At 58.1% G+C, this 1,049-nt stretch carries 1 protein-coding gene; it reads right to left on the reverse strand.

What is annotated here, in order from left to right:
* Positions 1-16: 16 nt before the first annotated feature.
* Positions 17-963 (reverse strand): IS630 family transposase gene (locus PWM43_RS15325; protein ID WP_289843327.1). Its coding sequence is split into 2 segments (ribosomal slippage): positions 17-624 and positions 624-963, totalling 948 coding nucleotides; the frame shifts between segments, so codons are not numbered across the junction.
* Positions 964-1,049: the final 86 nt, after the last annotated feature.

Below are 1,049 nucleotides of genomic sequence, written 5' to 3' on the forward strand. Positions count from 1 at the left end.
CTAGAGCACGTCCACTTTATTCCGGCTCATATCCAGCGGCTGTAAAGAAGTTGGCGCATTCGTCAGGAGTGAAAGCATCCAGGACTGATCCGGCGGCATCCCACAAGGTTGTGACGGTTTTTGCTGCCCTGGCGCGTAAAAGGGCTTTGAGTTTGGCGAATGCCATTTCGATCGGGTTGAAATCGGGACTATAGGGAGGCAGGAACATCATCTGTGCCCCCACTCGTTCGATGGCCTTCCGCGCTCCCGGAACCTTGTGGGCGGGCAGATTGTCCAGCACGATGATATCGCCTGGGCTCAGCGTCGGCACGAGAACATGCTCCACATAGGCCTGAAAAATCTCGCTGTTCATGGCGCCATCATGGACGAAGGGTGCGGTCATGCCCGTGAGGCGCAGGCCAGCGGTGAAAGTGGTGGTTTTCCAATGGCCATGAGGAACGCCTGCCCGACAGCGTTCTCCGCGTAAAGCACGACCACGCAGACGGGCCATCTTCGTGGAGAGACAGGTTTCATCAATGAAGACCAGACGGTGCGGATCGAGGTCAGCTTGGCCGTCGAACCAGTCCTGCCGACGTTTCAGGATATCTTCACGCTCCTGCTCCAATGCATGTGCGGTCTTTTTTTGAATGTCCACCTATGCTGACGCAGCCATCGACTGAGCATGCTGCGGCCGATCCCGACGGATTGCTCATCCTTCAGGCGCGCTACCATCTCGTTGAGCGTGATATCTTTCTGCGCTTCGATCATGCCGACGATAAAGGCTTCATGTCCGTCCAGCTTTGAGCCGCGTGGCTTACCCGGACGCCGCGCCGCCCGTTCGCCGCTTTCACGCTCACGCCGGAGCCACCGGATCGCCGTCGAAATCCCGATCCCGAACCGCTTCGCCACTGAACGGGCTGACCCGCCCGCTGCTCCGGCTTCCAGAACGCGCACCCGAAGATCGTCACTCAATGCTCGTGCCATCACCATCTCCATCAATGGAAACGGTGAATCACAATCTATGCCCCATGTCACCCCACACGATTCATCGTTCAGTGGACGTGCTCTAG

Origin of the sequence: Brytella acorum (assembly GCF_029309905.1) — a bacterium.
Taxonomy (GTDB): Bacteria; Pseudomonadota; Alphaproteobacteria; order Acetobacterales; family Acetobacteraceae; genus Brytella; species Brytella acorum.